This window comes from Streptomyces sp. NPDC086787 (assembly GCF_044745865.1).
Lineage (GTDB): Bacteria > Actinomycetota > Actinomycetes > Streptomycetales > Streptomycetaceae > Streptomyces.
This window is the reverse complement of record NZ_JBIVBC010000016.1, coordinates 91,492-118,017: the sequence shown is the minus strand read 5'-3', so window position 1 is coordinate 118,017 and position 26,526 is coordinate 91,492. Positions and strand designations below refer to the sequence as shown.

At 70.9% G+C, this 26,526-nt stretch carries 29 protein-coding genes; 18 read left to right on the top strand and 11 right to left on the bottom strand.

Going from position 1 to position 26,526, the window contains the following annotated elements; all coding sequences use genetic code 11:
• Positions 1-2: 2 nt before the first annotated feature.
• A complete protein-coding gene (locus ACIPK3_RS28900; protein ID WP_402574317.1) occupies positions 3-422 on the bottom strand; it encodes a VOC family protein in 420 nt (139 codons plus the stop codon).
• A gap of 71 nt (positions 423-493) precedes the next feature.
• On the opposite strand from ACIPK3_RS28900, the gene ACIPK3_RS28895 reads away from it, so the two are divergent.
• Positions 494-1,027 carry a GNAT family N-acetyltransferase gene (locus ACIPK3_RS28895; RefSeq protein ID WP_402574315.1) on the top strand — a complete coding sequence of 178 codons (534 nt, stop codon included), beginning with the start codon at positions 494-496 and terminating at the stop codon, positions 1,025-1,027.
• A 3-nt stretch (positions 1,028-1,030) separates the two neighbouring features.
• On the opposite strand, the gene ACIPK3_RS28890 is transcribed toward ACIPK3_RS28895, so the two are convergent.
• Entirely contained in the window at positions 1,031-1,714 is a 684-nt protein-coding gene (locus ACIPK3_RS28890; RefSeq protein ID WP_402574314.1) for a glycerophosphodiester phosphodiesterase, read from the bottom strand.
• A 468-nt stretch (positions 1,715-2,182) separates the two neighbouring features.
• Between ACIPK3_RS28890 and ACIPK3_RS28885 the strand changes: the two genes are divergently transcribed.
• From ACIPK3_RS28885 to ACIPK3_RS28875, 3 genes are read left to right on the top strand one after another with little or no spacing between them, the layout of a single operon-like run.
• Positions 2,183-3,580 carry a DUF6421 family protein gene (locus tag ACIPK3_RS28885; protein ID WP_402574312.1) on the top strand — a complete coding sequence of 466 codons (1,398 nt, stop codon included), beginning with the start codon at positions 2,183-2,185 and terminating at the stop codon, positions 3,578-3,580.
• Positions 3,581-3,618: 38 nt separating this feature from the next.
• Entirely contained in the window at positions 3,619-4,365 is a 747-nt protein-coding gene (locus ACIPK3_RS28880; RefSeq protein ID WP_402574310.1) for an SDR family NAD(P)-dependent oxidoreductase, read from the top strand.
• Entirely contained in the window at positions 4,362-5,432 is a 1,071-nt protein-coding gene (locus ACIPK3_RS28875) for a threonine aldolase family protein (protein ID WP_402574308.1), read from the top strand. Before ACIPK3_RS28880 ends, ACIPK3_RS28875 begins: the two co-directional genes overlap by 4 nt.
• 171 nt (positions 5,433-5,603) lie before the next feature.
• Here the strand turns inward: ACIPK3_RS28875 and ACIPK3_RS28870 are convergent, their stop codons facing one another.
• Positions 5,604-6,455: a LysR family transcriptional regulator gene (locus tag ACIPK3_RS28870; RefSeq protein ID WP_402574306.1), complete on the bottom strand. Its 852-nt coding sequence runs from the start codon at positions 6,453-6,455 to the stop codon at positions 5,604-5,606.
• Between the two features lie 95 nt (positions 6,456-6,550).
• On the opposite strand from ACIPK3_RS28870, the gene ACIPK3_RS28865 reads away from it, so the two are divergent.
• Positions 6,551-7,282 carry an SDR family oxidoreductase gene (locus ACIPK3_RS28865; protein ID WP_402574304.1) on the top strand — a complete coding sequence of 244 codons (732 nt, stop codon included), beginning with the start codon at positions 6,551-6,553 and terminating at the stop codon, positions 7,280-7,282.
• A gap of 88 nt (positions 7,283-7,370) precedes the next feature.
• Here the strand turns inward: ACIPK3_RS28865 and ACIPK3_RS28860 are convergent, their stop codons facing one another.
• A complete protein-coding gene (locus tag ACIPK3_RS28860) occupies positions 7,371-8,099 on the bottom strand; it encodes a lysophospholipid acyltransferase family protein (protein ID WP_402574302.1) in 729 nt (242 codons plus the stop codon).
• 240 nt (positions 8,100-8,339) lie between these two features.
• Between ACIPK3_RS28860 and ACIPK3_RS28855 the strand changes: the two genes are divergently transcribed.
• From ACIPK3_RS28855 to ACIPK3_RS28835, 5 genes are all read left to right on the top strand, one after another.
• Positions 8,340-8,681, top strand: coding sequence for a TlpA family protein disulfide reductase (locus ACIPK3_RS28855; protein WP_402574372.1), 342 nt, complete (start codon positions 8,340-8,342; stop codon positions 8,679-8,681).
• Between the two features lie 217 nt (positions 8,682-8,898).
• Positions 8,899-9,408 (top strand): flavin reductase family protein, encoded by a 510-nt coding sequence (locus ACIPK3_RS28850; protein WP_402574300.1) that lies wholly within the window; start codon positions 8,899-8,901, stop codon positions 9,406-9,408.
• 216 nt (positions 9,409-9,624) lie between these two features.
• Positions 9,625-10,413 (top strand): electron transfer flavoprotein subunit beta/FixA family protein, encoded by a 789-nt coding sequence (locus ACIPK3_RS28845; RefSeq protein WP_402574299.1) that lies wholly within the window; start codon positions 9,625-9,627, stop codon positions 10,411-10,413.
• 52 nt (positions 10,414-10,465) lie between these two features.
• On the top strand, positions 10,466-11,428 hold the full coding sequence (locus ACIPK3_RS28840) for an electron transfer flavoprotein subunit alpha/FixB family protein (protein ID WP_402574297.1): 963 nt from the start codon (positions 10,466-10,468) through the stop codon (positions 11,426-11,428).
• A 149-nt stretch (positions 11,429-11,577) separates the two neighbouring features.
• Positions 11,578-12,888, top strand: coding sequence for a DUF6986 family protein (locus ACIPK3_RS28835; RefSeq protein WP_402574295.1), 1,311 nt, complete (start codon positions 11,578-11,580; stop codon positions 12,886-12,888).
• Between the two features lie 55 nt (positions 12,889-12,943).
• On the opposite strand, the gene ACIPK3_RS28830 is transcribed toward ACIPK3_RS28835, so the two are convergent.
• On the bottom strand, positions 12,944-14,032 hold the full coding sequence (locus ACIPK3_RS28830) for a LacI family DNA-binding transcriptional regulator (protein ID WP_402574293.1): 1,089 nt from the start codon (positions 14,030-14,032) through the stop codon (positions 12,944-12,946).
• Between the two features lie 164 nt (positions 14,033-14,196).
• On the opposite strand from ACIPK3_RS28830, the gene ACIPK3_RS28825 reads away from it, so the two are divergent.
• Together ACIPK3_RS28825 and ACIPK3_RS28820 are read left to right on the top strand one after the other, a co-directional pair.
• Positions 14,197-15,150 carry an ROK family protein gene (locus ACIPK3_RS28825; RefSeq protein ID WP_402574291.1) on the top strand — a complete coding sequence of 318 codons (954 nt, stop codon included), beginning with the start codon at positions 14,197-14,199 and terminating at the stop codon, positions 15,148-15,150.
• Between the two features lie 339 nt (positions 15,151-15,489).
• Positions 15,490-16,122 (top strand): DUF4158 domain-containing protein, encoded by a 633-nt coding sequence (locus ACIPK3_RS28820; protein WP_402574289.1) that lies wholly within the window; start codon positions 15,490-15,492, stop codon positions 16,120-16,122.
• On the opposite strand, the gene ACIPK3_RS28815 is transcribed toward ACIPK3_RS28820, so the two are convergent.
• Together ACIPK3_RS28815 and ACIPK3_RS28810 are read right to left on the bottom strand one after the other, a co-directional pair.
• On the bottom strand, positions 16,043-16,255 hold the full coding sequence (locus ACIPK3_RS28815; protein ID WP_402574287.1) for a DUF4287 domain-containing protein: 213 nt from the start codon (positions 16,253-16,255) through the stop codon (positions 16,043-16,045). The genes ACIPK3_RS28820 and ACIPK3_RS28815 overlap by 80 nt on opposite strands.
• A gap of 82 nt (positions 16,256-16,337) precedes the next feature.
• Entirely contained in the window at positions 16,338-16,850 is a 513-nt protein-coding gene (locus ACIPK3_RS28810; RefSeq protein ID WP_402574370.1) for a DUF998 domain-containing protein, read from the bottom strand.
• Positions 16,851-17,188: 338 nt separating this feature from the next.
• On the opposite strand from ACIPK3_RS28810, the gene ACIPK3_RS28805 reads away from it, so the two are divergent.
• From ACIPK3_RS28805 to ACIPK3_RS28790, 4 genes are all read left to right on the top strand, one after another.
• Entirely contained in the window at positions 17,189-17,836 is a 648-nt protein-coding gene (locus tag ACIPK3_RS28805; RefSeq protein WP_402574285.1) for a winged helix-turn-helix transcriptional regulator, read from the top strand.
• Positions 17,837-17,876: 40 nt separating this feature from the next.
• On the top strand, positions 17,877-18,806 hold the full coding sequence (locus ACIPK3_RS28800; RefSeq protein ID WP_402574283.1) for an alpha/beta fold hydrolase: 930 nt from the start codon (positions 17,877-17,879) through the stop codon (positions 18,804-18,806).
• A gap of 39 nt (positions 18,807-18,845) precedes the next feature.
• On the top strand, positions 18,846-19,037 hold the full coding sequence (locus ACIPK3_RS28795) for a hypothetical protein (RefSeq protein ID WP_402574281.1): 192 nt from the start codon (positions 18,846-18,848) through the stop codon (positions 19,035-19,037).
• Between the two features lie 152 nt (positions 19,038-19,189).
• Entirely contained in the window at positions 19,190-20,233 is a 1,044-nt protein-coding gene (locus ACIPK3_RS28790; protein ID WP_402574280.1) for an NUDIX domain-containing protein, read from the top strand.
• Positions 20,234-20,689: 456 nt separating this feature from the next.
• Here ACIPK3_RS28790 and ACIPK3_RS28785 read toward each other — a convergent pair whose 3' ends face one another.
• Positions 20,690-22,045 carry a dipeptidase gene (locus ACIPK3_RS28785; protein WP_402574278.1) on the bottom strand — a complete coding sequence of 452 codons (1,356 nt, stop codon included), beginning with the start codon at positions 22,043-22,045 and terminating at the stop codon, positions 20,690-20,692.
• Positions 22,046-22,205: 160 nt separating this feature from the next.
• Between ACIPK3_RS28785 and ACIPK3_RS28780 the strand changes: the two genes are divergently transcribed.
• Positions 22,206-23,459, top strand: coding sequence for a geranylgeranyl reductase family protein (locus tag ACIPK3_RS28780; protein ID WP_402574276.1), 1,254 nt, complete (start codon positions 22,206-22,208; stop codon positions 23,457-23,459).
• Here ACIPK3_RS28780 and ACIPK3_RS28775 read toward each other — a convergent pair.
• Together ACIPK3_RS28775 and ACIPK3_RS28770 are read right to left on the bottom strand one after the other, a co-directional pair.
• A complete protein-coding gene (locus tag ACIPK3_RS28775) occupies positions 23,449-23,898 on the bottom strand; it encodes a nitroreductase family deazaflavin-dependent oxidoreductase (protein ID WP_402574274.1) in 450 nt (149 codons plus the stop codon). The genes ACIPK3_RS28780 and ACIPK3_RS28775 overlap by 11 nt on opposite strands.
• Before the next feature lie 229 nt (positions 23,899-24,127).
• Complete coding sequence (locus ACIPK3_RS28770) at positions 24,128-25,192, bottom strand: medium chain dehydrogenase/reductase family protein (protein ID WP_402574273.1); 1,065 nt, start codon at positions 25,190-25,192, stop codon at positions 24,128-24,130.
• A gap of 190 nt (positions 25,193-25,382) precedes the next feature.
• On the opposite strand from ACIPK3_RS28770, the gene ACIPK3_RS28765 reads away from it, so the two are divergent.
• Positions 25,383-26,036 carry a TetR/AcrR family transcriptional regulator gene (locus ACIPK3_RS28765; RefSeq protein ID WP_402574271.1) on the top strand — a complete coding sequence of 218 codons (654 nt, stop codon included), beginning with the start codon at positions 25,383-25,385 and terminating at the stop codon, positions 26,034-26,036.
• On the opposite strand, the gene ACIPK3_RS28760 is transcribed toward ACIPK3_RS28765, so the two are convergent.
• Positions 26,037-26,288 carry a DUF6332 family protein gene (locus ACIPK3_RS28760; protein ID WP_402574269.1) on the bottom strand — a complete coding sequence of 84 codons (252 nt, stop codon included), beginning with the start codon at positions 26,286-26,288 and terminating at the stop codon, positions 26,037-26,039.
• Positions 26,289-26,526 lie beyond the last annotated feature (238 nt).

Below are 26,526 nucleotides of genomic sequence, written 5' to 3'. Positions count from 1 at the left end.
GGTCAGATTCCCGGCCGGTACCGCAGTGGATGATCCGCCGGAACCTCCACCAGCACGATCGGTGTGCCGTCCGGATCCGTGATCCACATCTCGATCAGGCCCCAGGGCTCCCGCACCGGCGGCCGGACGATCTCCACGCCCCTGGCCAGGAGTTCCTCGTGTGCCTCGGTCACGTCCGCGACCTGGAGCCACAGCCGTACGGCCTGGGACGGCGGGGTCGGGGTGGGTGTCGGGGCCGGCGGGGTCGGCGCCCGTCCGGAGATCTCCAGGAAGCCGCCGCCGAGGAAGTAGACCGTGCCGCGTTCCGGGCCGGTGCCGAACTCGCGGTGGACGGAAAGGCCCAGCTGCCCGCCGTAGAAGGCGCGGGACCGCTCGGGGTCGGCCGGCCGCAGGAGGGTTCGGCTGCTGAGTACATGCACCATGCGTCCGGAGAGTAGTGGCATCGTTACTCGTCTCACTCCCGTGCCGCGCCACTGATCCGGAGGGTCATCCCATGAACACCGCCGCCCCCATCTTCCGCGACGCCACCGAAACCGACCTGGACGCGCTGCTCGCGCTGATCCAGTCGGCATACCGGGGAGACGCCAGCCGGGTCGGGTGGACCACCGAGGCGGACATCCTCGACGGAGCGCGCACCGACGCCGAGAGCGTGCTCAAGGTCATCAAGTCGCCCGACAGCAGGCTGCTGACGGCGGAGCGGGACGGCCGGATCGTCGCCTGCTGCCACCTTCAGCACCGCGGGGAGCACGCCTACTTCGGCATGTTCGCGGTCAGCCCCACGCTCCAGGGCGCCGGCCTCGGCAAGCTGGTCCTCGCGGAGGCGGAGCGGCACGCCCGTGACGGCTGGAAGGTCGCCGAGATGCACATGACGGTGATCTCCGCGCGCGAGGACCTCATCGCCTGGTACGAGCGGCGCGGCTACCGCCGTACGGGACAGATGAGACCGTTCCCGTACGGCGAGGAGCGCTTCGGTATCCCGCTGCGCGACGACCTGGAGTTCGAGCTGCTGGTCAAGCCGCTGGCCTGACAGTCACGCGGTGAAGCGGCCCGTGCGCTTGATCTCCGGGTAGTCGGTGGTCGCGCCGTCCAGCCCGAGTGCGCGCGTCAGACGCAGGTGGTCCTGGGTGTTCACCACCCACCCGATGATCCTCAGGTCCGCCTTGCGGGCGTGCTCGACGACCTCCAGGGTGAGGCGCCGGATGTTCAGGCAGACGGTCGCCGCTCCCACCTGCACGGCGCGATCGACGACGTCGGTGCCGTACCGGCCGGCGATGAGCGCGGTGCGCACGCCCGGCACCAGGCGCGCGATCTCGGCGATCGCCTCGTCGTGGAAGGAGGACACCTCGACCCGGGACACCAGGTCGCGCTTGTGCATCACCTCGGCCAGCGCCCGTGCCGCGGCCACGTCCTTGATCTCCGCCTGGAGGGGCGTCCGTACGGCGTCCAGGACCTCCTCGAAGACCGGGACGCGCTCGCCGCGGCCGGCGTCCAGGGCGCGCAGCTCGGCGAGGGTCTTGTCGGCGATCGGGCCGACGCCGTCGGTCGTGCGGTCCACCTCCGCGTCGTGCATGACGACCAGGGCGCCGTCCTTGCTCAGATGGAGATCGAGTTCGATGACATCGAGGCCGGCCTGCTGGGCGGCGACGAAGGAACGGAGGGTGTTCTCGGGCTGGACGCCCATGACTCCGCGGTGACCGATGGTAAGGAAGTTCAAGGTTCAACTCGCTTCCGTCGACGGCGGCTCGGCTCGCGCGCGGACGGGCGGTCATCGCGGACGGCGCTGTCCACGCGGCGGACTCGCAGCCTAGTGGCCCGGTCAGCGGATGAACCCGCCCGTACACGGGGGGATTGGGGTGCCGGGGGGCGGGTAGCGGCTCCAGGTCTGGCCCGCGCCCTCGCCGACGGTCACTCCCGCGTGGGCGAGTCTCCGGTGTGTTGACCGCGCCGAGCGGCTGGATCCGATCGGCGCCGGTCGCGCGCCGGGTGGAGGCCGGGCGGTTACCCAGGGTGAACGGGTGGTTGGCCGTTGCGCGGCGGAAGTGAGCGTCGTCACGGTTTCAGGCAGGAAAAAGAGCGGTGACCAAGGGGCTGCGCAGAATAATTTCCCGCTCGGCCTCTTGCTGAGAGAAACCCCGTATGCATACGGTATCCATACGCGAGGTTCTCCCGTGGAGGATGGGACATGACGGAAATTCTTGTGCAGGTGGGCTCAGAGGAACAGGTTCCTCTCACGACCAGGGTGGTTGAGCACCCGGCCTGGCCCGTGCTCAAGGATGCGGTGGAGCAGATCCGGCCATGGCAGTCCAAGGACGGGTCGATCGACTTCGGCGCCGAGGGTGCCCCGGACCGGGCCGACGCGCAGCAGGCTGTCGGCCGCGTCATAGCGTCCGTCGAGGACCTGTCCCCGCTGCTGCCGCACGACGCCGCCTACCACCAGGCCCTCGCCAAGGACCTGCGCCGCTGGGCCGACGGAGGCTTCGAGGTCCCCGACTTCCTGGACTCGCTGCTGGCCTTCCAGCCGGCCGCGGGCCGTGCGGACGGCCTCCAGCACCTGGTGGTCTTCCCGATGTACACGCAGAACGGCAACCCGGACCGCAACCTGGAGGCGGTCGTGCTGCGCATGGTCTGGCCGGAGTGGCTGGCCGAGCTGGAGCGCGACCGGTACGACAACCCTCTGTTCTGCGGCATCAAGTTCGAGGACTTCACCGCGGGCTACGACACCCACTCCGCCGTGCTCTTCCCGGAGACCATCGCCGTGCGCGAGGCGCCGGAACGATTCACCTGGGGTGGCATCTTCTGCGACCGCGAGGCCGCCCGCTTCCGCCGCGTCACCGACGCCGCCGTCGGCATCCTGGGCCTTGAGCTGCCCGAGGACATCGCCGCGATGGTCCACGACCAGAAGCGCTGCGAAGAGGCCTTCGTGCTGTGGGACATGGTCCACGACCGCACGCACAGCCACGGCGACCTGCCGTTCGACCCCTTCATGATCAAGCAGCGCCAGCCGTTCTGGATGTACGGCCTGGAGGAGCTGCGCTGCGACCTCACCGCCTTCAAGGAGGCCGTGAAGCTGGAGGCCGAAGGCGTCCCGCAGGCCCGCGACGTGCAGTACGCGGTGCTGTTCGACCGCATGTTCCGCTTCCCGGTCAGCGGCGACCGCAACCGCAACTACGACGGCGTCGGCGGCCAGCTGCTCTTCGCCTACCTGCACAAGCACGACGTCGTCCGTTGGACGGACAACAAGCTCACCATCGACTGGGAACGCGCCCCCCAGGTCACCAACCAGCTGTGCGCCGAGATCGAGAAGCTCTACCGGGACGGCATCGACCGCCCGAAGCTGGTGCACTGGTTCGCCGGGTACGAACTGGTCTCCACCTACCTCGCGCCGCACCCGGGCTCGAAGTGGGCCAAGGGCCCGGACGCTCTGGACCTGACGCTGCCGCCGCGCAAGCTCGTGGATGACGTGCTTCCGGACGAGTTTCCCCTGAGCATGTTCTTTGAGGCCCTGTCCAAGAAGCTCAAGAACGTGATCGCCTCTACCAAGGGCATCACCGCGGACAGCGCCGAGCGGGTGGCCGCGTGAGCGACCGCGCACAGAACACTGCTATGGAGGCGAAGAAAATGGGGAACGGGGCTCTCAGCGGTGCGGTGATCGCGGTGGCCGGCGCGGGCGGACCCGCCGGCCGGGCGGCGCTGCTCCGGCTCGCCGAGGCGGGTGCCACCGTCGTCGGCGCGGACAACGACCCCGAGCGGCTCTCGGAGGCCGTGGACGCGGCGCGCTACGCGTCCGGCGGCGCCACCGTCACCGGGGACACGGTCGACCTGCTCGACCTTCAGTCCACCCGGGACTGGGCCGCTCACATCGAGAAGGACTTCGGCCGTGTCGACGGCCTGGTCCACCTCGTCGGCGGCTGGCGCGGCAGCGAGACCTTCACCAAGACCAGCCTCGACGACTGGGACTTCCTGGAGCTGCTGCTCGTCAAGACCGTGCAGCACACCTCGCTCGCCTTCCACGAGGCGCTCCAGCGCAGCGAGCGCGGCCGGTATGTGCTGATCAGCGCGGCCGGCGCGAGCAAGCCGACCGCCGGCAACGCGGCCTACTCGGCCGCCAAGGCCGCCTCCGAGGCGTGGACCCTGGCGATGGCGGACTTCTTCCGCAAGGCCGGGGGTGAGGACGGCCCCACGTCCGCGGCTACGATCCTGGTGGTCAAGGCGTTGGTGCACGAGGCCATGCGCGCCGAGCGACCCAACGCGAAGTTCGCGGGCTTCACGGACGTCAAGGACCTGGCCGAGGCCATCACCGAGGTCTGGGACAAGCCCGCCGCGGAAGTGAACGGAAACCGTCTGTGGCTGACCGAGAAGCCGTGAACCCACCCAAGACCGACGCGCGTCGTCACCACGACCCGGAGGTCCGCGGTTTCGCCAGTGACAACTACGCGGGAGCGCACCCGGAGGTGCTCGCCGCCCTGGCGCTCGCCAACGGGGGCCATCAGGTGGCCTACGGCGAGGACGACTACACCGAGAACCTCCAGCGGATCATCCGCAGCCACTTCGGGGCCACGGCGGAGGCCTTCCCGGTCTTCAACGGCACCGGCGCGAACGTCGTCGCGCTCCAGGCGGTCACCGACCGCTGGGGCGCGGTGATCTGCGCCGAGAGCGCGCACATCAACGTCGACGAGGGCGGCGCCCCCGAGCGCATGGGCGGCCTCAAGCTGCTCACCGTGCCCACGCCCGACGGCAAGCTCACCCCGGAGCTGATCGACCGGCAGGCGTACGGCTGGGAGGACGAGCACCGGGCGATGCCGCAGGTCGTCTCGATCACCCAGAGCACGGAGCTGGGCACGCTCTACACGCCGGAAGAGATTCGCGCGATCTGCGAGCACGCCCACGCCCACGGCATGCGGGTGCACCTGGACGGCTCCCGGATAGCCAACGCCGCCGCCTCCCTGAACGTGCCCATGCGGACGTTCACCAACGCGGTCGGCGTCGACATCCTGTCCCTCGGCGGCACCAAGAACGGCGCCGTGTTCGGCGAGGCCGTCGTGGTCATCAACCAGGACGCCGTCAGCCACATGAAGCATCTGCGCAAGATGTCCATGCAGCTCGCCTCCAAGATGCGTTTCGTCTCGGTGCAGATGGAGGCCCTGCTCGCCAAGGACCTGTGGCTGCGCAACGCCCGCCACGCCAACGAGATGGCCCAGCGCCTCGCAGAGGGCGTACGCGCGGTGGACGGCGTGGAGATCCTCTACCCGGTGCAGGCCAACGGCGTCTTCGCCAAGCTCCCGCACGACGTGAGCGAGCGGCTCCAGAAGCGGTTCCGCTTCTACTTCTGGGACGAAGCGGCCGGTGTCGTGCGCTGGATGTGCTCCTTCGACACGAGCGAGTCCGACGTGGACGCGTTCGTGACGGCGGTCAAGGAAGAGATGGCGCACTAGGGTCTGTCGTTCGGATCGGGTCGCAAGATGTCGGCGGTGCTTGTCGGCGGGGGTGAGCGGGGTCCGGTGCGTGCGTGCCGGGCCCCGCGTCTGCGGCCTGATCCAAACGCAGGCCTTGGGTGTATTGATCTGGTGCGACCTGCCTGAGCGGTATGGGCCGTGGCACCGGGCCTATGACAGACGGGTCGCGGTCCGGACGAGGTCGGCGACGGCTCTGGACCGGCTGTGCGGTGGCCAGGCGATCACGGTGGTGACTGTCGGCGCGTCCAGCACGGGCACGGCGGCGAGGTCACCGTGCAGTTGGGCTCGGCACGACTCCGGTGAGACCGCACAGGCACGGCCGAGCGCGACGAGCTGCAACAACTGCGCGTGGTCGCGGACCTGCGGGCCGGGCCCGGGCGGGTAGGTGCCGTCGGGGTCGGGCCAGCGGGGGAGGGGCAGGCCCGGCAGCCCGGTGATGTCGGCCATGTTCACATGGGTCCGGGCGGTGAGCGGATGCCCGGCCGGCAGGACCACGACCTGACCCTCCGTGCTGAGCTCTTCGGTGTGGAATCCGGCCGTCGAGTCGAACGGCCGGTGCAGCAGCGCCACATCGGCCCGGCCCTCGCGCAGGAGTCGTTCCTGCTCGGCCGGACCGCACAGGATGACGTCCACGGGGACCGCGTCGGGTTCGGCGGCGTACGTGTCGAGCAGTCTCGCCAGCAGTTCCCTGGACGCGCTGGCCTTCGTGACCAGGACCAGGCCGGGGCGGCCGGTCACGGAAAGGGCGGCGCGGCGGGTCCGGCGCTCGGCGGCCTCGACCGCGTCGAGAGCCGCCCGGCCCTCGACCAACAACACCGAGCCGGCCTCGGTCAGCGTGACGGTGCGACTGGTCCGATCCAACAGTGCTGCCCCGAGCCGACGTTCGAGCCGCTGGATCGCCCGTGACAATGGTGGCTGCGCGATCCCGAGCCGCTGCGCGGCACGCCCGAAGTGCAACTCTTCGGCGACAGCGACGAAATACCGCAGTTCCCGGGTCTCCATCCGGCCACGCTATCCCGGATCGATACCCTGACGGTATCGTTGCGCACTCGATCGGTCTTGGACCCCCGCCGGGGCCCGAAGGCAGCATCGTCCCCATGACTGAACGAACGATCGCACTGGTCACCGGCGCGAACAAGGGAATCGGTTACGAGATCGCCGCAGGCCTGGGCACCCTCGGCTGGCGCGTCGGCGTCGGCGCCCGCGACGACCGGCGCCGAAGCGCCGCGGTGGAGAAACTGCGTGCCGCCGGCGTCGACGCGTTCGCCGTACCGCTTGACGTGACCGACGACGCGAGCGCGACCGCCGCCGCACGGCTGATCGACGAACAGGCCGGACGCCTCGACGTACTCGTCAACAACGCCGCCATCGCAGGCGACATGCCACAGGAGCCCACCCGGACCGACCCCGCCACCATCCGAACGGTCGTGGACACCAACGTGATCGGCGTCATCCGCGTCACCAACGCGATGCTGCCGCTGCTGCGCCGCTCCGCCGCACCACGGATCGTGAACATGTCCAGCAGCGTCGGCTCCCTCACCCGGCAGTCAGGACCCTCCGCCGAGCAGACCGCAGGTCCGGTGTCCGTGGCGTACGCGCCGTCGAAGACGTTCCTGAACGCCGTTACTCTCCAGTACGTCCGCGAGCTGAGCGGCACGAACATCCTGATCAACACCGGCTGCCCCGGCTACGTCGCCACCGACCTCAACGGCTTCCGCGGCGTGCGCACCCCCGAACAGGGCGCGGCGATCGCCATCGAACTCGCGACCCTGCCCGACGACGGCCCCACCGGCCAGTTCTTCGACGACGCCGGCGTAGTGCCCTGGTGATGCGCGCGTGGCGGCTGCCGGTCCTGTACGTGACGGGGCCCGGCCGGCGGGAGAGCCGGCCGGGCCCCGTACCCGGTTGACGGAGGCCTCAGCGGGCCTCGGCAGCCTTCAGTTCCTCCTGCGTCGGGGCCGTGCCGCCGAGGTGGGAGGGGAGCCACCAGGTGTCGTCCGCGCCCTTGGGGCGGGCGGGGTAGGCGCGCTGGGCGGCCTCGAGCAGCTCCTGCACGCGTTCGCGCAGCCGCCGGGTGATGGCGCCCGCGTACTGCTCACGGGGAGCCTCCATGGCCTCGCCCACGCGAATGGTGACGGGGATGTGGCTCCGCTTGAAGTTGCGCGGGCGGCCCTTGGTCCACAGCCGCTGCGTGCCCCACACGGCCATCGGCACCAGCGGTACGCCCGCCTCCTGGGCGAGGCGCGCGGCGCCCGACTTGAAGCCCTTCAGGGTGAAGGACTGCGAGATCGTCGCCTCCGGGAACACACCCACGATCTCACCCGACTTGAGGGAGTCCAGCGCGTGCGCGTAAGCGGCCTCGCCCTGCGCGCGGTCCACCGGAATGTGCTTCATCCCGCGCATCAGCGGACCGGAGATCCGGTGCCGGAAGACCGCGTCCTTCGCCATGAAGCGCACCAGGCGCTTCTGCGGCAGAGCCGCCAGCCCGTTGAAGATGAAGTCCAGGTAGCTGATGTGATTGCTCACCAGCACGGCACCGCCCGAGCGCGGGATGTTCTCCGAGCCCTTGCAGTCGATCTTGAGGTCCCAGGCCTTGAACATCGTCAGGGCGAGACCGACGACGGGACGGTAGACCAGCTCTGCCATGGGCGGGACAGGCCCTTTCTGCTCTGCCTGGGAAAGGGGCCCCGGGCGGACAAGTTACGCAGCCGTAGGTTTACGGCGTCTCGCAGATCGTGCCCGAAGAACGGTCGGGTAGCCAGCCCTGGTGCCGCGGTTCGGCGAGATCCTCGTCACGTCGGCGTACTACCCACCTCGGTCTTTTAAACTGGCTTTACTACGCGGATACGAAACGGGAGAGCACTGTTGCGCGGCCTTGACGACGGAATGCGGCTCGGGGCGCCCGAGTTGGGCGGTGAGCTCGGTGAGCGGGCCACGCTCGTCCAGTTCTCCAGTGCCTTCTGCGCGCCCTGCCGGGCCACCAGGCGCGTTCTCGGCGAGGTGGCCGACATGGTCCCCGGCGTCGCCCACGTCGAGATCGACGCCGAAGCCCACCTGGACCTCGTACGCGCGCTGGAAGTCCGCGGCACCCCCACCGTGCTGGTCCTCGACGCGGACGGACGCGTGGTCCGGCGTGCCGCGGGGCAGCCCCGCAAGGCCGATGTGATCGCCGCGCTGGGCGAGGCGGTCCGCCGCCGCGCCGCCGCAGGAGGCGCAGAGGAGCCGTGAGCGCCGGGCGCACGGTGAGGCATGTCGCAGAACCCGGAACGCGCTTGACTGCACACGTCATTCATCGCCAGCCTGACCTCATGCGTTGGGAACTCCTTCTCTCCGGGCTCTTCGGGCCGGTCCACGCCGACCACGCCCGCCGCACCGCGAGCGCGTGCTGTCCGAGCTGTTGAGCGGCGACGGACCCCCTCGTGATCTCTCTCAGAAGGACAACTCCATGACGGCCGCTCCTGGCCTGCGCACCCCCCGACCGGCCTCCCCGGACCTGCTGCGCTCCGCCTTCCGGCGGCACGCGGCGGGTGTCGCGGTGATCACCGCCCGCGGCGACGGCGGACCGGTCGGCTTCACCGCCACCTCCCTCACCTCCGTCTCGGCCGAACCCCCGTTGCTCTCCTTCGGCATCGGTACGACGGCCTCCAGCTGGCCCGCGATAGCCACGGCCGACCATGTCGGCGTCCATGTGCTCGGCGAGCACCAGAGTGAGCTGGCCGCCACCTTCGCGCGCAGCGGCGCCAATCGCTTCGGCCCGCCCACCGGGTGGCGCGACGGTCCCGAGGGCGTCCCGGTCCTCGACGACGTCCTGGTGTGGCTCGTGTGCCGGATCGTGGGCCGGATCCCCGCGGGCGACCACCGCATCGTGCTCGCCGAGGTCGTCCTGGGCGACCCCGCGGGCGACGGCCGGCCGCTGCTGTACCACCAGGGGCGATTCGGCGGGCTGCGCGACTGAGCGCCGACCCCGGCCTGCGGGGCGGTCGAGTTCCGGTTACGCTGCGTTGCGAAGGTCACAGTTCAAAGCGCTTGCTTAGCGGGAACGAACTGGGTGTACTGGCGAGTAATATTTCGTTCGGAGCGCGCAGCCGCCCCGACCGGGATCGGCCGCCTGAGACGCCTATGCTGCCTGCAAGAGGCAGCCCAGAACTGACGATGCAGTAGGAGAGCCGGCGTGAGCTTGAGGATCGTTGTCACTGTGAAGTACGTGCCCGACGCCACTGGCGACCGGCACTTCGCCGATGACCTGACCGTCGACCGCGACGACGTGGACGGTCTGCTCTCCGAACTCGACGAGTACGCCGTCGAGCAGGCGCTGCAGATCGCCGAGAACTCGGACGACGACGTCGAGGTCACCGTGCTGACCGTCGGCCCCGAGGACGCCAAGGACGCCCTGCGCAAGGCCCTGTCCATGGGTGCCGACAAGGCCATCCACGTCGAGGACGACGACCTGCACGGCACCGATGTCATCGGCACCTCCCTGGTGCTGGCCAAGGCCGTCGAGAAGGCCGGTTACGACCTGGTCATCTCCGGCATGGCCTCCACCGACGGCACCGCCGGTGTGGTTCCCGCCCTGCTCGCCGAGCGTCTCGGCGTCCCGCAGGTCACCCTGCTGTCCGAGGTCTCCGTCGAGGGCGGCACGGTCAAGGGCCGCCGCGACGGCGACGCCGCCTCGGAGCAGCTGGAGGCGCAGCTCCCGGCGGTCGTGTCCGTCACCGACCAGTCGGGCGAGGCGCGCTACCCGTCCTTCAAGGGCATCATGGCGGCCAAGAAGAAGCCGGTGGAGGCCTGGGACCTGTCCGACCTCGACGTGGACGCCGAGGAGGTCGGCCTCGACGGTTCCTGGACCAAGGTCGAGACCGCGGCCCAGCGCCCGGCCCGCACGGCCGGCACGATTGTCAAGGACGAGGGCGAGGGCGGCAAGCAGCTCGCTGAGTTCCTCGCGAGCCAGAAGTTCATCTGAGGCCCGCACCCGCTGACCGCCCCTCAACTTTCGCACGCAGGAGAGCATTCCCATGGCTGAAGTCCTCGTCTACGTCGACCACGTGGACGGTGCCGTCCGCAAGCCCACTCTGGAGCTGCTGACCCTCGCCCGCCGCATCGGCGAGCCGGTCGCCGTCGCCCTCGGCAACGGCGCCGCCGACACCGCCGCCGCGCTCGCCGAGCACGGCGCGGTGAAGGTCCTCACCCACGAGGCGTCCGAGTACGCCGACTACCTGGTCGTCCCGAAGGTGGACGCCCTCCAGGCCGCCGTCGAGTCGGTCTCCCCGGCCGCCGTGCTGGTCCCGTCCTCCGCGGAGGGCAAGGAGATCGCCGCCCGTCTGGCGCTGCGCATCGGTTCCGGCATCATCACCGACGCCATCGACCTGGAGGCCGGCGACGAGGGCCCGGTGGCCACCCAGTCGGTGTTCGCCGCGTCCTTCACCACCAAGTCCCGTGTCGGCAAGGGCACCCCGGTCATCACGGTCAAGCCGAACTCGGCCGCCGTCGAGGCCGCCCCGGCCGCCGGTGCGGTCGAGGCCCTGTCGGTGTCCTTCTCCGACAAGGCGACCGGCACCAAGGTGACCGCCCGCACCCCGCGCGAGTCCACGGGTCGCCCGGAGCTGACCGAGGCCGCGATCGTGGTCTCCGGTGGCCGAGGCGTCAACGGCGCCGAGAACTTCGCGATCATCGAGGCCCTCGCCGACTCCCTCGGTGCGGCCGTCGGCGCCTCCCGCGCCGCGGTGGACGCGGGCTGGTACCCGCACACCAACCAGGTCGGTCAGACCGGCAAGTCGGTCTCCCCGCAGCTGTACATCGCCAACGGCATCTCCGGCGCGATCCAGCACCGCGCCGGCATGCAGACCTCGAAGACGATCGTGGCGGTCAACAAGGACGCCGAAGCCCCGATCTTCGAGCTGGTCGACTACGGCGTGGTCGGCGACCTGTTCGACGTCGTGCCGCAGCTGACCGAAGAGGTCAAGGCCCGCAAGGGCTGATCCCCGTCAGGCCGAATCCGTGAGGCTCCCGTGACCGCACCGGTCACGGGAGCCTCACGCGTTCCCGGTGTTGACCATCAGGAAGGCGCACCGATAGCTTCGTTCAACAGATTGTTGATTTCGTAGGCTGGGCAACAGGAGGGTGCGGCATGAGCCAGGGCCAGCAGGAGCGGGTGACGACGAGCCTCGCGGGCGCCGTCACCGAGGAGATCGGCGCCTCCCTCGCGCCGGTCGACGCCGAACTCGACCGCCTCTACCCCGGCGATCCCGGCACCCGCCAGCCCGTCCACACCGTGTACGTCCCCGGCGACGCCTTCGCCGCCGACACCATCCGCTCCTGGGGCGACCGGGCCCTCACCGCCCTCGACGAACACGCCCCGGACGCCGCTGCCTTCGCCGCCGTACTCGGCCTGCCGGACGAACTCGCCGAGCCGGTGTACACGCGCGTCCGCGCCAAGCTCGAGCGTGAGCCGGTCGAGGACCTGCGGATCGACTTCGAGGACGGCTACGGCCCGCGCCCGGACGCCGAGGAGGACGAGGCGGCCGCCCGTGCGGCCCGGCTGGTCGCGCAGGCCCACCGGAACGGCACGGCGGCGCCGTACATGGGCATCCGCATGAAGTGCATGGAGGCCGCCGTACGCGACCGGGGGATCCGCACCCTCGACATCTTCCTCACCGGGCTGATCCAGGCGGGCGGACTGCCCGGCGGCCTCGTCCTCACCCTGCCCAAGGTGACGTACCCCGAGCAGGTCACCGCCATGGTCCGGTTGCTCGAGGCCTTCGAGAGGACACACGGCCTCGAACCCGGCCGGATCGGCTTCGAGATCCAGATCGAGACCAGCCAGGCCATCCTCGCCGCCGACGGCACGGCCACCGTGGCCCGGATGATCCAGGCCGCCGAGGGCCGGGCCACCGGACTGCACTACGGCACCTTCGACTACAGCGCCTGCCTCGGTGTCTCCGCCGCCCACCAGGCCAGCGACCACCCCGCCGCCGACCACGCGAAGGCGGTCATGCAGGTGGCGGCGGCGGGCACCGGCGTACGTGTCTCGGACGGTTCCACCAACGTCCTCCCGGTCGGCCCCACCGACAAGGTCCACGCCGCCTGGCGGCTGCACTACGGCCTCACCCGCCGCGCCCTCGCCCGCGCCTACTACCAGGGCTGGGACATGCACCCCGGTCACATCCCGACCCGCTACGCCGCCGTCTTCGCCTTCTACCGCGAGGGCTTCGAACAGGCTGCCGGCCGCCTCGCCCGCTACGTCAACCGGACCGGCGGCGACGTCATGGACGAGCCGGCCACCGCCAAGGCGCTCAGCGGCTATCTGCTGCGCGGACTCGACTGCGGCGCCCTCGGAATCGCCGAGGTGGCGCGCCTGACCGGACTGACCCGCGCCGACCTGGAGGCCTACGCGACACCCCGCCGTGGCGGCCTGACGGCCTCCGGCTCCGCCGGTTAGGGCCGGGCGTTCGCAGATCCTGGCCGGGGCCGCAGGTCGAATTGCGCGCCCGGGCTCAGTCCTCCGGCGGCAGCTCGCCCGAACCGCGGGTGATCAGCCGGGTCGGCAGCTCGATGCGCTCCGGCGTGACGAGGCTGCCGTCCAGCTGGCGGAAGAGACGTTCGGCCGCGGTACGGCCCAGCGCGGCCGCGTCCTGGGCGACCACCGTCACGCCGGGCTGGAGCAGGTCGGCGAGCTCGATGTCGTCGAACCCGACCAGGGCCACACGGCGGGAGTGCTCGGCCAGCACCCGGATCACGGTGACCGTCACCCGGTTGTTGCCCGCGAAGATCGCGGTCACGGGGGAGGGGCCGGACAGCATCTCCTCGGCCGCCCGGCGGACCCGCTCCGGGCTGGTGGTCCCGAGGGACATCCACGAGTCCTCGACCGGTATCCCCGCGTCCTCCATGGCCGCCCGGTAGCCGCGCAGCCGCTCCGCCGCCGTGTGGATGCGGGGCATGTCGCCGACGAAGCCGATCCGGCGGTGGCCGTGCGCGATGAGGTGGGCGACACCGGCGCGGGCGCCGCCGTAGCTGTCGGAGAGCACCACGTCGGCGTCGATCTTCCCGGCGGGCCGGTCCACGAACACGGTCGCGACACCGGCCTTCATCTCCGGCTCCAGGTAACGGTGGTCGTCCCCGGCCGGGATGATCACCAGCCCGTCCACCCGCCGCGCGCACAGCGCGAGGGCCAGCTCCTGCTCACGGTCGGGGTCCTCGGCGCTGGAGCCGTTGATCAGCAGGGCGCCGTGGGCGCGGGCCACCTCCTCGACCGCGCGGCTGAGCGGGCCGTAGAAGGGGTCGGCGAGGTCCTCCAGGACCAGCCCGATGCTCGCGGTGCGGCCCTTGCGCAGCACCCGGGCGCTGTCGTTGCGCCGGAAGCCCAGTGCGTCGATGGCCTCCTGGACGCGGCGCTCGGTGTCCGGGGTGACACCGGGTTCCCCGTTGACCACGCGCGAGACCGTCTTCAGGCCGACTCCGGCCCGAGCCGCGACGTCCTTCATCGTCGGACGGTTTCCGTAGCGGCTCCCGGAGTGGCGGTCTGGGAAGCCGGAGGCGCGGCGGGGGCTCTCGGGCACAGTGCGGTGTCCTGTCCTGTCGTCCACGGGGGATGCGTCGGTCCATGGGGTTGTATGAGGATGTGGCGTCGAGCATAGAGCCTGGACAACGTTGTCAGATGCGGGAGACACTGTCCATCGCAATCCCCGGCCCGCGCCCCCACCGCTGACCGGGCAGCCTTTTCTCACGGTTGACGGGGAGATCTCACCTGATGCACACCGACCTCGTGGCGGCGCTCGACATCGGCGGCACCAAGATCGCCGGCGCGCTGGTGGACGGCCACGGACGGATCCATGCGCGCGCGCAGCGCGCGACGCCCGCGCAGGAGGACGGCGCGCGTGTGATGCGGGCCGTGGAGGAGGTGTTCGGAGAGCTGGCCGGATCGCCCCTGTGGGGGCGCGCGGCATCCATCGGCATCGGCAGCGCGGGACCGGTCGACGCCTCCGCCGGCACCGTGAGCCCGGTCAACGTGCCCGGCTGGCGCGACTTCCCACTGGTGGAGCGGGTGCGAGCGGCCACCGGCGGCCTGCCCGTCGAGCTGATCGGCGACGGTGTGGCGATCACGGCGGCCGAGCACTGGCAGGGCGCGGCCCGTGGCCACGACAACGCGCTGTGCATGGTGGTCTCGACCGGCGTCGGCGGTGGTCTGGTCCTGAACGGCAGGCTGCATCCCGGACCCACCGGCAACGCCGGCCACATCGGTCACATCAGCGTCGACCTCGACGGCGATCCGTGCCCGTGTGGTTCCCGCGGCTGCGTCGAGCGCCTCGCCAGCGGCCCCAACATCGCCCGACGGGCACTGGCGGGCGGCTGGCGACCCGGCCCGGACGGCGACACGTCCGCCGCGGCGGTGGCCGCCGCCGCCCAGGACGGCGACCCGGTCGCCCTGGCCTCCTTCGAGCGCGCGGCGCAGGCCCTCGCCGCCGGAATCGCGGCCACCGCGACGCTGGTCGAGATCGACATCGCGGTCATCGGCGGCGGCGTGGGCAAGGCGGGCGACGTCCTGTTCACCCCCCTGCGCAAGGCTCTCGCCGACTACGCCACCCTGTCCTTCGTCCGGCGTCTGACGGTGACACCGGCTCAGATGGGCACGGACGCGGGTCTGGTGGGCGCGGCGGCCGCCGCCCTGGCCCGGCGTCCGGACACGGCCGCGGCGGGCGTCTGAGGCGGACGCCGGGAACTCGCGCCGACTCCGCCGGGTTCCCGGCCCCGCTCGCCGGGCCAGCCATTAGGCAGGTCCGGCGGACGCCTCGTGGAACTCGTGCACCACCTCGATCGTGCCGATGATGTGGGCGTTGAACGCGTCGAGCTCCTCGGCGGCCACCCAGAGCTCCAGGGTCGTCTCGCCGCCTGCCTGCCTGCCTGACGGGGTAGGGGTAGCGCCGAGGTAAGCCCAAAAGCCGCCAGTACTTGATCCTGGCGCCTGCGCGGTAGCAGCTGTCACTCATCGGCCGAAGGTCGTTGGTGCTGGTACTGACTGATCTGTGGGCCTGGGGCGGGACTTGTGACCTCGATCGAGCGGACCGCGTACCCGCGGTTCAAGCGGCTGATCACCGCGCATGAGCTGCATCTGTTCTGCGCGCCGACGCGGGAGGAGGCAGCGTGGGCAGCGGAGCGGATGGACTCCGACGGTCATCAGCTCGCGTTGCTGCTGGCGCTGAAGTCGTACCAGCGGATGGGCCGGTTCCCGAAGCCGGCCGAGTACCCGGAGATGGTGGTCGACTTCGTCCGTCGTGCGGTCGAGCTGCCGGAAGGCACGCTCCCGCTGTACGAGATGGGCCGCACCGCTGAGCGGCAGCGTGCGGAGGTACGCTCCGAGACCAGGACCTGCGCGCCGAAGGGTTCGGCGCGGCCGCCTGACGGGGCAAGGCCTGGTGGCAGTGCGGTCAGGCCGAGTCTCCTGGTACACGCCCGGTCGTCGAGCAGCTCATGGGACGGGACAAGGCGAAGAAGCCGCGCCGTTTCCGGCCGCCCTGGACAGGAAAGGCAGTGCGGCCTCCCGCGGATGATTCCGCGAGAAGCCGCTGGTCCGCCCCCTGTACGGGATCACGTGCGGTTCACTGTCTGCTGTCCTCGGCGAGGGTGTGCGCAACGAGCGCGTTGGCGTGGCCGTGGCCCAGGCCGTGCTCGGTCTTGAGCCAGGAGACGAGCTCCATGTGCTTGGTCAGGGGAGAGGACCGGATGGCGTCTTTCCACTCCGTGATCGGGCGGCCGTACTTCTTCTCGATCGAAGGGAAGTAGCTCGCAGGGCCCTTCACCGGTTCAGTCATGTCGCAGTGTCCCGTCTATCCGTGCGTAGTGATCTGGGATCATCGTTCCGCTTCGCCTGGCCTGCAAGCCGCAGGGGCGTGCTTACCGCTGCGTTGTCGGAGCGGCGGTGAGGAGCCGGACCGACACTGCGGTGAGCCAGAGGAGGCCGAGTCCCGCTCCGATGGTGAAGGCCAGGACGGTGATGGAGGAGCCCGCGAATCCGGCGAGGACTCCCACCGGCACGAGGCGGCAGGTGACGGCCCAGCCGCGCTGACCGCGGGCAGCGAAGTGCCGGGCGGGCACGAGGAACGCGCCGCACAGCGCGAGGTAGCCGACCGTGCCGCTGAGCATGTGGACGGTGCCGTGTGCACTCAGCGTGGTGACCCGGTTCTCCGAGGTACCGGCGGGGAACCCGGCCCCCGGGTCGGCGCGGAAGACCCCGGCGAACAGGAACGAGGCACCGAACATGCCGAGCAGCCGGGGCGCCCAGGTGCCGCCGGGCGCATCGCCCAGTGTCCGGCGTATCGCGATCGCGCCGCCGATGACCAACAGGCCGGTGAGCAGGAAGGCGGTGACCTGGATCCAGCCGAGGGTGCCGAGACTGAGCTGGCTCAGAGCGTTGCGGGTGAAGCCGAACCCGTCCCTGGTCAGGCCCTGGGGCCAGGCCGCCGGCGAGGAAGATCGGGCCTGCTGCGATGCCGGCGGTCGGCAGGAGTGGTGGCACCGGGCGGACCGGGCTCACGTCGAGGGCGGCCGGGGGGTTGAGCGTCTGGGACATGCGGAGGTCTTTCCTGGTCGCGGGTGGACGGAACGGTCTGGCGGGTCAGCGAGGCTGGGGGGGGTGTCGTGGGCTTCGATGACACCGTTAGCGATGGCACGCGTTGGCTGCCATGTGCCAACTTGCTTTTTACAAGCAGACTTTGTCAAGTGAATCCTGAGTTACCATCTGCATCATGGCGATTCGCGAGTACGGCCAGTTCTGTGGACTGGCACGGGCGATGGAAATGATCGGTGAACGCTGGACCATGCTGATCGTCCGCGACCTGCTCAACGGACCCCAGCGCTACACGGACCTGCGTAAGGGTCTGCCTGCCATCCCCACCAACATCCTGTCGACCCGTCTGAAGCAACTTGAAGAAGCCGGACTGGCCACCCGCCGTGCGCTGCCGCACCCCGAGCGGGCGGTCGTCTATGAGCTCACCGACTACGGGAGGGACCTCGAACCGGCGCTCATCGCGCTGGGCCGCTGGGGAGCCCGGACGATGACGGAGCCCCGCCCCGGCGAGGCCATCACCGCCGAGTCGGTGGCCATGTCCTTCCGCACCACCTACCGGCCCGAAACGGCCCAGGGCACCACCGCCGGTTTCGAGGTCCGCATGGACGAGTTCACCATCCGCCTACAGATCACGAACGGCGCGCTGACCGTCGGCTTCGGTGCGCATCCTGCTCCTGACCTCGTCGTTGAGCGCTTGTCCGGCCACCCGATCCGCGAGCTGATGAGCGGCAGCAAGACCGCCGACGAAGTACTCGCTGACGGCAGCGTGCGCGCAGAAGGCGATCCCGCCTTTCTCAGCCGGTTCGCCGAGATGTTCCGCTTCTGATCAACAACCCCCCCTCCGTCGACCCTGGAAGAAGGCCTGTGTGACGTGGTCTGAACGCACCGTGGAACGCGACGGGGTCCGCCTGTCCTGCCGCGACTGGGGCGGCTCGGGGCAGCCCATCGTCCTCCTGCACGGGCTTGCCGGACACGCAGGCGAATGGGACATCCTCGCCCGAGCCCTGAGCCCTCGCTACCGGGTTGTCGCCATCGACCAGCGCGGCCACGGCGCCAGCGAGCGCCTCCCACGCGAGGTGAGCCGTGCTGCGTACGTTGCCGATGTCGTCGCCGTCCTCGAACAGCTCGACCTGCACCAGCCCGTCCTGGTGGGCCAGTCCCTGGGCGGCCATACCGCCATGCTCACCGCCGCCGCACACCCCCACCTCGTGCGCGCGCTCGTCCTGGTCGAAGCCGGCCCCGGCGGACCGAACCCGAACGTGCAGGCCGAGATCGGCGGATGGCTCGACGCATGGCCCACACCGTTCCCGTCGCGGGAGGCTGCCGTCGCATTCCTCGGCGGCGGTGCGGTCGGCGAGGGATGGGCCGCCGGGTTGGAGGAGCGCGGCGGCTGGTGGCCCCGCTTCGACCGGAGCGTCATGGTGGCCTCGCTGGCCGAGAACGCACAGCGTTCCTTCTGGGACGAGTGGGCGAGGATCACCTGTCCGGTCCTGGCCGTCCTTGGCCAGTCCGGCATCATCTCTCCACAGGAGTCCGGGGCCATGCTCCGACGGCACCCGGGGACAACGGCCGTGAGCATCCCCGGCACAGGCCACGACGTACACCTGGAGCACCCCGACGCCCTACTGCATCTGCTCCAGGAGTTCCTCGACGAGATCGCCGCGCATCCCTCCCGGTATCGTCCCGCATCCCGGCCCGCCGCGCGCGGGCCCCGACTCGCGACCGACGACGACCCTGTGGCGCAACCGGCCATGGAATTGCGGCCGCGCCCCGCCTTTGGAGAACAACCGTCGTGATCCGCGTGACTCCCGGCCGTTTCCGCAGTTGGTCAGGGCATGAAGAAGCGCAGCATGCTCGCCATCGCCTCGCTGGCCACCGGGTTCGTCGTGGCCGCCATCACTCCCTCCCACGGGGTGGACACCGACGTGGTCGGGGACACCAGCGTGTCGGACACCGTGGACACCGTCGGCCACCTTGTCAGCCATGACAGCCTCGACTTCGAAGACGGCGCGCTGGGACAGGAGTAGGACCCCAGGAGGAGAACCTCTGACAGGCGTGGTGCCGGAGTTCCCGTCATGGGGGCACCGGCACCTTGGTGTGTACGCTCTCAACTGGGCTGGTTTCCGCTACAGCGTGGAGCGGGCAGGCCACAGGGAGCCAACAGAAGAGGGGGAAGTCCGTGACCGTCGTCTGGATCAACGGCGCGTTCGGTGCGGGGAAGACCACCACCGCACGGGAACTGATCGAACTGATCCCGAACAGCACGCTCTTCGACCCCGAGGTCATCGGCGGGGCGCTCACCCACCTGCTCCCGCCCAAACACCTCACCGAGGTCGGCGACTTCCAGGACCTGCCGATCTGGCGACGGCTGGTCATCGACACCGTCGCGGCGATGCTCGCCGAGCTCGGCGGGACTCTCGTGGTCCCGATGACCCTGCTGCGCCAGGAGTACCGCGACGAGATCTTCGGTGGCCTCGCTGCGCGTCGTATTGCGGTCCGGCACATCCTCCTCGCACCGGCGGAAACGATCCTGCGGGAGCGCATAGCCGGGCGGGAGGTCCCCGCCGACCTCCCCGACGGGGAGACGCGGATACGGCAGTGGTCGTACGACCACATCGAGCCCTACCGCGCCGCCCTCGCCTCCTGGCTCACCGCCGACGCCCACCCCGTCGACTCCGGGTCCCTCACCCCGCGGGAGACCGCCGTGCGGATCGCCGAGGCCGTCGGCAGCGGAGCCGTCGCCCCCTGCGACATCGTGCAGACCCGGGAACCCACCGCCGAGACACTCGCGTCGGGTGTGCTGCTCTTCGACGAGGAGGACCGGGTGCTGCTCGTCGACCCCACCTACAAGGCCGGGTGGGAGTTCCCCGGCGGTGTCGTCGAGCCCGGCGAGGCACCGGCCCGTGCCGGTATGCGCGAGGTGGCCGAGGAGACCGGGATACGGCTCGGGGACGTGCCGCGGCTGCTGGTCGTGGACTGGGAGGAGCCGGCGCCCCCCGGCTTCGGCGGGCTCCGTCTCCTCTTCGACGGCGGTCGGCTGGAGTCCGGCGAGGCGTCCCGGGTGCTGCTGCCCGGCCCGGAGCTGCGGGCCTGGCGTTTCGCCACCGAGCAGGAGGCCGCCGAGATGCTGCCGCCGGTCCGCTACGAGCGGCTCCGCTGGGCGCTGCGGGCTCGTGAGCGGGGGAGCGCGCTCTACCTGGAGGCCGGTGTGCCTGTCGGCTGACGTCCGCCCAGGACGCCGGCTCACGACAACGCGGTCGCCCCGCGCAGCGCGGCCGCCGCGCCGCCCACCATTGGTTCACCGCGGCCGAAGCAGGCCGTCCGGGCGCCGGGCTCCGCCGGCCGGGCCACGGAGTGGAGGAGCCGGGGCCGGTCGAGGTTGAACACCCCCGGCATCACGGTCCCGTCGGCCGGTGCGGCCGCGTGGATCGGCCGTTCCCGCTCCTCGAACCGTGGCGGCGGGCACCGGCGAGCTCATCCCGGACGAGGCGCGCCCAGGCGATGGGTCAGCACCTGGGCGCCGGTCAGGGCGGCTGGTGCCTGTCGTTTGGATCGGGCCGCAGACGCGGGCCCGGCACGCACGCCTGAGGCGTTGTCGCCGGTCGCCGAGACGTCCATGCGCCGACCGTAGGCAGGGCCCCGCCGATGGGCGGGGCCCCTCTGCCAGGAGCGGAGTGGTTCAGCCCGCCGCGTAGTTGCGCAGGAACAGCGCCTCCGCCACCGACAGCCGCTCCAGTTCCTCGGGGGAGACGCTCTCGTCCACGGCGTGGATCTGGGCCTCCGGCTCGCTCAGGCCGATGAGCAGGATCTCCGCGTCCGGGTAGAGGCCCGCGAGCGTGTTGCACAGCGGGATCGAGCCGCCCTGGCCGGCGTACTGCAACCGCTCGCCCGGGTAGGCGACCGCCATCGCGTCGGTCATCGCCTGGTAGGCCGGGCTGTCGGTGTCGGCGCGGAACGCCTGGCCCTGCCCGACCTGCTCGGTGTGCACCCGGGCGCCCCACGGCGTGTGCGCCTCCACGTGCGCCTGGAGCAGCTTGGTCGCCTCGGCCGCGTCGACGCCCGGCGGTACCCGCAGGCTGATCACGGCGCGGGCGCTCGACTGCACGGACGGGGTGGCACCCACGACCGGCGGGCAGTCGATGCCGAGGACCGTGACGGCCGGGCGGGCCCAGATCCGGTCGGCCACCGAGCCGCCGCCGATCAGCCCGACGCCGTCGAGAACCTTGGCGTCCGTGCGGAACTGCGCCTCCTCGTAGGCGAGGCCCTCCCAGGCGGCGTCGGCGGACAGCCCGTCGACGGTCGTCGAGCCGTCCTCGGCGCGCAGCGAGTCCAGTACGCGGATCAGCGCGGCCAGCGCGTCCGGGGCGGCGCCGCCGAACTGGCCCGAGTGGAGGTTGCCCGCGAGCGTGTCGATCCGCACGCGGACCTGGGTCATTCCGCGCAGGGTGGTGGTGACCGTCGGCAGGCCGACACGGAAGTTGCCCGTGTCGCCGATGACGATCGCGTCCGCCCGCAGCAGCTCGGGGTGCTGCTCCGCGTAGCGCTCCAGGCCGCCCGTGCCCATCTCCTCCGAGCCCTCGGCGATCACCTTGACGTGCACCGGGACCCCGCCGTTCGCCTTCAGGGCGCGCAGCGCGAGCAGGTGCATGATCAGGCCGCCCTTGCAGTCGGCGCTGCCTCGGCCGTACCAGCGGCCGTCGCGCTCGGTCAGCTCGAACGGCGGGGTGGTCCAGGCGGCCTCGTCCAGCGGCGGCTGCACGTCGTAGTGGGCGTAGAGAAGAACCGTCTTCGCGCCCTCCGGGCCCCGCAGATGGCCGTACACCGACTGGGTGCCGTCCGGGGTGTCCAGCAGTGCCACGTCCTCGAAGCCCTCGGCGCGCAGCGCGTCGGCGACCCAGTTCGCGGCGCCCTCGCTCTCGCTCTTCGGGAACTGGTCGAAGTCCGCCACCGACTTGAAGGACACCAGCTCGGCGAGCTCGGCCTTCGCCCTGGGCAGCAGCGAGGCGACGGTCTCGGCGACCGGATTCGACGACATGGGCACGCTCCTCGTAGGTGCGACGTTGTACCTGGGTGGGTACACCGATCCTCCCACAGCGGCCTGCGACGACCTGCGCCGTAGGATGCGGGGGACGCGCAGGACACAACGGCAGACGCCTTGATCGGCTTGATCGGATTGATCGGAGCAGCGGACCATCGTGAGCGGCGAGAACTCTTCGGCGGACGACGTGCAGCAGGTGTGGGACGTCGTCGTGGTGGGCGCGGGACCCGCGGGCGCCTCGGCGGCCTACGCGGCGGCGGTCACGGGACGGCGTGTGCTGCTGCTGGAGAAGGCCGACCTGCCCCGGTACAAAACCTGCGGAGGCGGCATCATCGGCCCGTCGCGCGACGCGCTGCCGCCCGGCTTCGAACTGCCCCTGCAGGACCGGGTGCACGCGGTCACCTTCTCGAACAACGGGCGCTTCACCCGCACCCGCCGCTCCAAGCAGATGCTGTTCGGGCTCATCAACCGGCCCGAGTTCGACCACCAGTTGGTCGAGCACGCGCAGAAGGCGGGCGCCGAGCTGCGTACCGGCGTCACGGTGACGCGGGTCGAGCAGCACGGCTCGGTGGTGCCGGACCGGCGCACGGTCGCCGTGGTGCTCCAGGGCGGTGAGACGTTGCTGGCGCGGGCCGTGGTGGGCGCCGACGGCAGCGCCAGCCGGATAGGGGCGCATGTCGGCGTGAAGCTCGACCAGGTCGACCTCGGCCTGGAGGCGGAAATCCCGGTGCCGGAGACGGTCGCCGAGGACTGGCGGGGACGCGTTCTCATCGACTGGGGCCCGCTGCCCGGCAGTTACGGCTGGGTGTTCCCCAAGCGGGACACGCTCACGGTCGGCGTGATCTCGGCACGCGGCGAAGGTGCTGCCACCAAGCGGTACTTGGAGGACTTCATCGCCCGGCTCGGTCTCGCCGGTTTCGAACCGGCCATCTCCTCCGGGCACTTGACTCGATGCCGGGCCGACGACTCGCCGCTGTCGCGCGGCCGGGTGCTGGTGTGCGGTGACGCGGCGGGACTCCTTGAGCCGTGGACCCGTGAGGGCATCTCCTTCGCGCTGCGCTCGGGGCGCCTCGCGGGGGAGTGGGCGGTCAGGATCGCCGAGGCGCATGACGCGGTGGACGCCCGTCGTCAGGCCCTCAACTACGCGTTCGCCATCAAGGCGGGTCTTGGCGTCGAGATGAGCGTCGGCAAGCGGATGCTGGCGGCGTTCGAGCGTCGTCCCGGGCTGTTCCACGCGGGTCTCACGGGCCTGCGTCCCGTCTGGAGGGCGTTCAGGGACATCACGCGGGGTTCGACGTCCCTCGGTGAGCTGGTCCGCGCCCACCCCATGGCCCAGCGTGCCCTGACCGCGCTGGACCGGCGGCAGGCCGACGCGGCGGGAGCCGCGGCGGAGGACGCGGTCAGTTCCTGACGGTGATCCTGAAGACCGGGTGGTTCGGGGCGATGCGGCGGATCTCGTCGTCGGACGAGTCGGGGCCGACGCCGTTGAAGAAGACACCTACCTCGGCCTTCCAGCGCTTGAGGTAGGCCCGCAGGAGCGGGACCTTGTCCCCGTCCGCGACCTCGGTCGCGGTGAACTCGTCCACGTTCCCGCCCAGACGCAGTTCGCCCCCGCCGGCCGCGCGCATGTTGTGGGTCCACTGGACGTGGCCGCGCGGGGCGAGCAGATACTGCTGCCCGTCCACGGTCAGCAGGTTCACCGGGGTGGTCCGCCACTCCCCGCTCCTGCGGCCACGGACCGCCAGGACCCGGGAGCCCCAGACGCTGATGCCGCGCCGGGTCAGCCAGGCGACGAAGCGGTTGAGCACGTTGACGGTGAACCAACCGGGCTTCTTGACGTGTGTGGACATGGCGACCCCCTGTGACGAGGAGAGCAGCGCTCTCGCGTGGAAGGAGTCTGCACGAGCGCGGACACAGGGCGCACGGGTCGGGACCGAAGTCACCGCCGTCATCGGGGCGGTGGCGCGCGGACAACCACCCGCGGTCCGACGTGTGCCCGCGGGCCCGGCGCCCGGCCTGCCGCCCGGAGGCGGTCGTCGCACTCTTGTCGGGGCGGCTCGGGCGCGGTTCCGAGGTGGCCTAGCGTCCGGAAGGTGTGTTCTCCGGGACCAGGATGATCTTGCCCGCGACCGTGCCGGACTCGGCGAGCCGCATGGCCTCGGCGACCTCCGTGAGCGGCAGCCTGGCGGCGATCCGGGCGGTGACATCGCCGCGCTGGAGCGCGTGGAACACCTCGGTCAGGTCGGCGTTGAGCCGGTCCCGGAAGCCGCTCTTGTTCAGGGCGCGGCCCGCCCAGACGTTGAAGAAGTACGCCCGGCGTCCGTTGGGCAGCGCGTTCCACAGCCACACCCGGCCGAGGATCTTCAGAACGGGCCACTGCTTGGAGCCCGAGTCGTCACGGGTCGCGGCGCTGCCGTAGGAGACGAGTGTGCCGCCGGGCGCGAGCAGGTGCCACGAGTCGATGACGCTGCGGCCGCCGACGTGGTCGAAGACGGCGTCGACACCGCCGGGAGCGAGTGCGCGGACCCGGGCCGGGATGTCCTCGTTGCGGTAGTCGATCGGCGTCACGCCCATGTTCCGCAGTGCGTCGTGGTGACGGGCGGACGCGGTGCCGATCACGTTCAGGCCGGCGGCCCGCGCGAGCTGGACGAGGACGGTTCCGACCCCGCCGTTGGCTCCGTGGACGAGGATCGTCCCCCCGCCGCGCACCCGGGCCTTGCGGTGGAGCATCTGCCACGCGGTGATGCCGTTGACCACCAGGGTCTCCGCCTCCTCCGCGGCGACACCGGCGGGCACCTCGACGGCGTCGGCCGCGTCGAGCACCACGTGGCTGGCCCAGCCGCCGACCTTGACCAGCGCCGCGACCCTCCGCCCGACCAGGTCGGTCGCCACACCGGGGCCGGCCGCGACTACCGTGCCGACCAGGTCGTAGCCCGGCACGAAGGGGAACGGCGGCTGGTCGTAGTAACGCCCGCGGCGCATCTGCTGCTCCGCGAAGGAGACCCCGGTGGCCTCCATGCGGACCACGATCTGTCCCTTGCCCGCCGCCGGCACCAGACCCCGCCGGATCTGGAGGTCCTCCGGCTCCACCGTTCCCGGCAGGACGACCTCGACCAGTTCCGTGTTCTCGCTGACGTTCTCCATGACGACCTCCGCCCAGAAATGCGACTCCGTTGTGGAGCCATTCGCTTGCGTTAGAAGCTATAACAAAGATGACTGGGCAATAGTGAACGTGTCAAGCTGCCGCCATGTTGAGTTATGGCTTATTGCGATAGTGATAACCTGAAACAGGAAGACATGCAGACAGGTCGGACGGACGAGGAGCGTGAGGGTGATGGCGGCAGGTACGGGGAGTCCCCGTGAGCGCTACCGCAGCCAGGTGCGTGCGGAGATCAAGGAGCTGGCCTGGAAGCAGATCGCCGTGGCGGGAGCCTCGGGCCTGTCGCTCAACGCCATCGCCAAGGAGCTGGGGATGAGCGGCCCGGCGCTCTACCGCTACTACGCCGGCCGGGACGAACTGATCACCGAGCTGATCCGGGACGCCTACCGCGGCCTGGCCGACGCCATGCGCACCGCCGTGGCGGAACCGGAGTCAGGGATCGCCGACCTCGCCCGGGCGCTGCGCCGCTGGGCGCTCGCGGATCCCCAGCGGTACTTCCTCGTCTACGGCACGCCGGTCCCCGGCTATCACGCGCCGGGGGACATCACCGGGATCGCTCGCGAGATCATGTCCGCGCTGCTCGACGTCTGCGCGGACGCGCAGGCCGTCGCCGGGGCGCCGGACGCGTTCGACGCCCACCTCGTGGACCACCGGCAGTGGGCCGGCGACCATCAGGCGACACCCGCCGCCCTGCATCGGGCACTGGCGTTCTGGACCCGGCTGCACGGGCTGATCTCGCTGGAACTCGCGGGTCACTTCGCCGGGATGGGCTTCGACCCCGAGCTCTTCTTCACCACCGAGGTCGAGCGGCTGGTGGCCGGTCGCTGATCACCTCGCCGTACGGTGGAATCGGACCAGCACGCTCACGAACCGGACCACAAGGACCACGGCCGCGAGTGCCAGGCCCGTCCAGAGCAGCGCCGTGGCGACGACGCGCGGGGGCTCGAAGAGCAGCGCCGGTCCGGCGACGGCTCCGAACACGACGGCCGCCGCGAATACCGCGCTGATCAGCGCATAGCCGAACTCGACCGTCGCCGCGTCCTGTTGAGGCTTGTTGCGGCGTCCCCCATATCCGTCCACCCGGGGATTGTCACAGCCGTGTGCCCGGCGGGACAAGCGAGATCCCGCCGGGCACACAACTGGAGGAGCTCTTTCAGCCTCCGGCTCTGTAGCCTCCGGGGCGAACTCAGGGTCTGTCGTTTGGGTCAGGGCGCAGGATGTCGGCGATGCCTTGTCGGCGGGGGTGAGCGGGGTCTGGTGCGTGCGGCTGCAAGGCGGAGGAGGGAGTCGACGCGGCGCATCGGCGACCGACGACAAC

Coding starts and splice junctions, on each gene's coding strand:
- ACIPK3_RS28900 (WP_402574317.1), bottom strand. CDS start 422: ATGGTGCATGTACTCAGCAGCCGAACCCTCCTGCGGCCGGCCGACCCC.
- ACIPK3_RS28895 (WP_402574315.1), top strand. CDS start 494: ATGAACACCGCCGCCCCCATCTTCCGCGACGCCACCGAAACCGACCTG.
- ACIPK3_RS28885 (WP_402574312.1), top strand. CDS start 2,183: ATGACGGAAATTCTTGTGCAGGTGGGCTCAGAGGAACAGGTTCCTCTC.
- ACIPK3_RS28880 (WP_402574310.1), top strand. CDS start 3,619: ATGGGGAACGGGGCTCTCAGCGGTGCGGTGATCGCGGTGGCCGGCGCG.
- ACIPK3_RS28870 (WP_402574306.1), bottom strand. CDS start 6,455: ATGGAGACCCGGGAACTGCGGTATTTCGTCGCTGTCGCCGAAGAGTTG.
- ACIPK3_RS28865 (WP_402574304.1), top strand. CDS start 6,551: ATGACTGAACGAACGATCGCACTGGTCACCGGCGCGAACAAGGGAATC.
- ACIPK3_RS28860 (WP_402574302.1), bottom strand. CDS start 8,099: ATGGCAGAGCTGGTCTACCGTCCCGTCGTCGGTCTCGCCCTGACGATG.
- ACIPK3_RS28855 (WP_402574372.1), top strand. CDS start 8,340: ATGCGGCTCGGGGCGCCCGAGTTGGGCGGTGAGCTCGGTGAGCGGGCC.
- ACIPK3_RS28850 (WP_402574300.1), top strand. CDS start 8,899: ATGACGGCCGCTCCTGGCCTGCGCACCCCCCGACCGGCCTCCCCGGAC.
- ACIPK3_RS28840 (WP_402574297.1), top strand. CDS start 10,466: ATGGCTGAAGTCCTCGTCTACGTCGACCACGTGGACGGTGCCGTCCGC.
- ACIPK3_RS28835 (WP_402574295.1), top strand. CDS start 11,578: ATGAGCCAGGGCCAGCAGGAGCGGGTGACGACGAGCCTCGCGGGCGCC.
- ACIPK3_RS28825 (WP_402574291.1), top strand. CDS start 14,197: ATGCACACCGACCTCGTGGCGGCGCTCGACATCGGCGGCACCAAGATC.
- ACIPK3_RS28815 (WP_402574287.1), bottom strand. CDS start 16,255: ATGACTGAACCGGTGAAGGGCCCTGCGAGCTACTTCCCTTCGATCGAG.
- ACIPK3_RS28805 (WP_402574285.1), top strand. CDS start 17,189: ATGGCGATTCGCGAGTACGGCCAGTTCTGTGGACTGGCACGGGCGATG.
- ACIPK3_RS28795 (WP_402574281.1), top strand. CDS start 18,846: ATGAAGAAGCGCAGCATGCTCGCCATCGCCTCGCTGGCCACCGGGTTC.
- ACIPK3_RS28785 (WP_402574278.1), bottom strand. CDS start 22,045: ATGTCGTCGAATCCGGTCGCCGAGACCGTCGCCTCGCTGCTGCCCAGG.
- ACIPK3_RS28775 (WP_402574274.1), bottom strand. CDS start 23,898: ATGTCCACACACGTCAAGAAGCCCGGTTGGTTCACCGTCAACGTGCTC.
- ACIPK3_RS28770 (WP_402574273.1), bottom strand. CDS start 25,192: ATGGAGAACGTCAGCGAGAACACGGAACTGGTCGAGGTCGTCCTGCCG.
- ACIPK3_RS28765 (WP_402574271.1), top strand. CDS start 25,383: ATGGCGGCAGGTACGGGGAGTCCCCGTGAGCGCTACCGCAGCCAGGTG.